Source organism: Anaerotruncus sp. G3(2012), assembly GCF_000403395.2.
Classification (GTDB): domain Bacteria; phylum Bacillota; class Clostridia; order Oscillospirales; family Ruminococcaceae; genus Anaerotruncus.
In genome coordinates this window covers 82,331-85,517 of the sequence record NZ_KE159660.1, presented here as the reverse complement: position 1 = coordinate 85,517, position 3,187 = coordinate 82,331, and the positions used below count along the sequence as shown (strand labels likewise).

General features: G+C 55.6%; 2 protein-coding genes. One reads left to right on the top strand and one right to left on the bottom strand.

All coding sequences use genetic code 11. From position 1 onward, the window contains the following. Positions 1-1,232: 1,232 nt before the first annotated feature. Positions 1,233-2,360 (bottom strand): DUF362 domain-containing protein, encoded by a 1,128-nt coding sequence (locus tag C814_RS11025; protein WP_016317909.1) that lies wholly within the window; start codon positions 2,358-2,360, stop codon positions 1,233-1,235. Positions 2,361-2,571: 211 nt separating this feature from the next. Between C814_RS11025 and C814_RS11020 the strand changes: the two genes are divergently transcribed. Beyond that, positions 2,572-2,988 carry a hypothetical protein gene (locus C814_RS11020; protein ID WP_016317908.1) on the top strand — a complete coding sequence of 139 codons (417 nt, stop codon included), beginning with the start codon at positions 2,572-2,574 and terminating at the stop codon, positions 2,986-2,988. Positions 2,989-3,187 lie beyond the last annotated feature (199 nt).

Below are 3,187 nucleotides of genomic sequence, written 5' to 3'. Positions count from 1 at the left end.
GCGCCTTCCTCAAAGGTGCGCGGCGTTTTGGGTTCCAGACCAAAACGCCCCCACTCGCGGCTTTCTCGCGCAGGCGCGAAGCGCGGCTAATGCCGCGACAGCCGCTCGGCGCACCCCACAAGAGGGGCGGCAGTGCCCCCCTCTTGTGAGAACTCCCCCGGCAAGCTGGCTGGCTGTGCCCGATCGGGCACAGTGTAGAGGGGTTTTGTGGCAGCATCCGTTTGGCCCCAGACCAAACGGATAGGCGCTTGCGCCTTCCTCGGGTCTTCTCGGCTAGCGCCGAAGCGCGGCAAGCGGCCAGCCCTAACGGGTTAAGGTTTCTGCCTTTTATCCGTTTCTATCATGAAAGTGGTTGCCAGTCAGAACCAGGAGGGAATTTCCCTCCTGGTTTTGATATTTCCGTCAGAATAGGGAAATCGAACAGTATCTCAAAAAACGGGTGGCTATATACGAAAAGGAGTTTGGAGAAATTCCAGTAAAACCAAACCAATCTTACGAAAACTTCCGAATGATCGTATCTTGCTCCAAAACAAAAAAGGACACTTGACAGCGTCCGGATTGCAGTATATAATGAAGATAAAGAAAGGTGCTGCCGGCAGACGGTCAGCCCCTTGGTTAATGCAGAAATAACCGCATCACTTTGCTAGGGTGGCGGTTATTTCTTTTTTGTTGCGTCTAATACAAGAGCAACAACGCCTAGAATTACCAGACAGAACTGGAACAGTTCCGAATATGTAACCATAAGCATCTCCCCCTTTCTTCCGAAACGGGGGAAACCCCCGTCTCATTCGGGGGCCAACCGCCTGCAACCGTTGTGGCAGCACCTTGTCCTTATTCTACCATGGAAGTGCTTTCCAGTCAAGAAAAAAGGCGCTTGACAGCGCCCGGATTGCGGGATATAATAAAGATAAAGAAAGGTGCTGCCGGCAGACGGTCAGCCCCTCTAGGTTTACGGAAATAACCGCAGCACTTTGGAAGGGTGGCGGTTATTTTTGTTTGCCCTGAACCAGAGCAATCACGCTGATAATTACGAGACAAAAAGCAAATAGCCCTTCGTATGTAACCATAAGCATCTCCCCCTTTCTTCAAGGGGGCCAACCGCCTGCAACCGTATGTAGCAGCACCTTGTCCTTATTCTACCATGGGAGTGTTTCCCGGTCAAGAAGAGGAGAAATCCCACTCCAAAGCGTTGCGCGAAGGGGAGAAAAAAGGAGGGGAAAACCCCTCCTTTTTTATTTGACAGTGATCAGCTCATACTGGCGGCTGCCGATCCCGATTTTTTCAGCGTGCGCGAGGGTGGTTTCCCAGTTGGTTTCGGGCATACTGTTGTGGAAATGGTCGTGACGGTCGTGGAACCCAGCGGCCGAACAAAGGTCGGTGAGGCGGCTTCCGGGGATCGGCTCGGCGCGGTTGCAGGCATCGACACACGCCTGATCGAGCGCGACCGGGTCAAAGCTGGCGAACATCCCAACATCAGGGAGGATCGGCAGGTCGTTTTCGGCGTGGCAGTCACAGTAGGGCGAAACATCAATCACGAGGTTGATGTGGAAATGCGGACGCCCCGCCAGTACCGCCTTGGTGTACTCGGCCATCTTAACGCAGAGGTCATCGTTGGCGCTGTCGTTGTGGTTGGCGATCGCGTCGAAGTTGCAGACCCCGATGCACCGCCCGCAGCCGACGCACCGGTCGTGGTCGATCGAGGCTTTGCGCGCGCTGTCGTACGAGATCGCCGCCTGTGCACAGAGTTTCGCGCACAGCCCGCAGCCCCGGCAGAGCGCCTGGTCAACCGTCGGCTTGCCGCTCTTGTGCTGCTCCATCTTCCCGGCCCGGCTGCCGCAGCCCATCCCGATATTTTTGATCGCACCGCCAAAACCGGTCAGCTCGTGGCCCTTGAAATGGTTCAGGCTCAGAAAGACGTCCGCATCCATGATCGCGCGGCCGATCTTCGCCTCTTTTACCATCGTGCCGCCCTCGACCGGTACCGAAACATCATCGGTCCCCTTGAGGCCGTCAGCAATCAGGACGTGGCACCCGGTCGAAAACGGGCTGAACCCATTTTCATATGCCGCCTCCAGATGCTCGAGCGCATTTTTGCGGCGTCCGACATACAGGGTGTTGCAGTCGGTCAGGAACGGCACCCCGCCCAGCTCCTTTACCAGGTCCGCGACCGCCTTCGCGTAGTTCGGCCGCAGATACGCCAGATTCCCCGGCTCTCCGAAGTTGATCTTGATTGCGGTCAGCTTGCCGTCAAAGTCGATCTCCCCAATCCCCGCTTTTTGCAGCAGCTTTTTCAGCTTGTCCAGAAGGCTCGTCCCCACGGTTACCCGCAGATCGGTAAAGTATACCGCCGATTTTTCCATCTGTCTGTCTCCTCCTTTGGTTCTTATGTCCCTATTATAAAGGGTTCCTTCCGCTTTGTCCACCGATTGTGCCGATTTTTTATCTGCCGGGACGCGCCCTCCCAGCCAAAGCAGAGCGCAGACCTGCCCTGTGGACCGCGGCGCTCCCCTTATATCTGGTTGACCGCCCCTCTCATCTGTGCTATACTCATAATGAGAGGAGGGACCGGACATGAACAACGAAGAGAAAATCCTTGAAATTCTCGTGCAGATGCAGACCAATATCACCGATCTGAAGTCGGGGCAGGCTCAGATACGCGCCGACATCGCGGACCTGAGAACCGACGTCACTACCCTGAAATCTGAGCAGGCGCAGATGCGCGCTGACATCGCGGACCTGAGAACCGACGTCACTACTCTGAAATCCGAGCAGGCTCAGATGCGGGCTGACATCACAGAATTGAAAACTGACGTGAAAGCCCTTCACAATGAATTGGAAAAGGGATTCCAGGACACCCGTTCTGAAATTGTGGATGTTGTCGAAGCTGTGAGCCAAAAAGTGGAGCGGCTCGAAAACACCATCAAATCTGTTGAAGATGTTACCGCACAAAATGCTTTTGATGTCCAGTTGATGAAACGCCGAGCCTGAGGACGCCGCCTTTGGGGCGGCGTTTTTGTTTTGGCACAAAGGCAACGGAAGTTTGGGTTCCTGGGCAGCGGACGTTTGGCTCCAGACCAAACGTCCAGGCGCTCGCGCCTTCCTCAAAGGTGCGCGGCGTTTTGGGTTCCAGACCAAAACGCCCCCACTCGCGGCTTTCTCGCGCAGGCGCGAAGCGCGGCTAATGCCG

Coding starts and splice junctions, on each gene's coding strand:
- C814_RS11020 (WP_016317908.1), top strand. CDS start 2,572: ATGAACAACGAAGAGAAAATCCTTGAAATTCTCGTGCAGATGCAGACC.
- C814_RS11025 (WP_016317909.1), bottom strand. CDS start 2,360: ATGGAAAAATCGGCGGTATACTTTACCGATCTGCGGGTAACCGTGGGG.